This is a genomic window from Clostridium tyrobutyricum, from assembly GCF_019144085.1.
GTDB classification, from domain to species: Bacteria; Bacillota; Clostridia; order Clostridiales; family Clostridiaceae; genus Clostridium_B; species Clostridium_B tyrobutyricum_A.
This window is the reverse complement of sequence record NZ_JAHHUY010000085.1, coordinates 1-698: the sequence shown is the minus strand read 5'-3', so window position 1 is coordinate 698 and position 698 is coordinate 1. Positions and strand designations below refer to the sequence as shown.

Annotated in this window: 1 protein-coding gene; it reads left to right on the top strand. The window is 29.1% G+C overall.

Annotated elements, in window-relative coordinates:
* Positions 1-171: 171 nt before the first annotated feature.
* On the top strand, positions 172-698 hold a 527-nt coding region (locus KM800_RS15105; protein WP_217813823.1), incomplete at its 3' end, for a recombinase family protein.

Genomic DNA, 698 nt, shown 5'->3' with positions numbered 1-698 from the left:
AGTAAAATAAACGACCATTTATTTTACTGGTTTTACTTTTTTATAATAAAACAGAGAAAAGCCATTTTTATAGTCAATAAATTCAGTAAATAAATCATAGTAAATATATTGACATACTACATCGTTTATTTTACTATATTTAGTATGAATTATAAGAAAGGATGTTAAATAATGATATTTGGATATGCAAGGGTCAGTACTCAGGAACAAAATTTAGATAGGCAGATAGATTCTTTAAAAATATCAGGAGCAGAAGAAATAATACAAGAAAAAATTACTGGCACAAAAGCAGATAGACCTGAATTAAATAAATTACTGGATAAACTACGCAAGGGAGACATTATATTAGTATCTGATCTCACTAGATTGAGCAGGAGTACAAAAGATCTCTTTAATCTTGTAGAGCAAATTGAGAAAAAAGGTGCTAATATTAAAAGTTTGAAGGAAAGTTGGCTGGATACTACAACACCCCAGGGAAAATTAATGTTTACCTTTATGGCTGGAATAAGTCAGTTTGAAAGAGATTTAATAAGCCAGAGAACAAAAGAAGGACTTGCTGCAGCAAGAGCACGTGGTAGAAAAGGTGGAAGAAAACCAAAGCTTGATGATAATAAAAAGAAAGCAATATATGAATTATATCAGCAGAAAAAAACAACAGTAAAAAATTTATGTAATATGTTTAATATAAGTAAACCTAC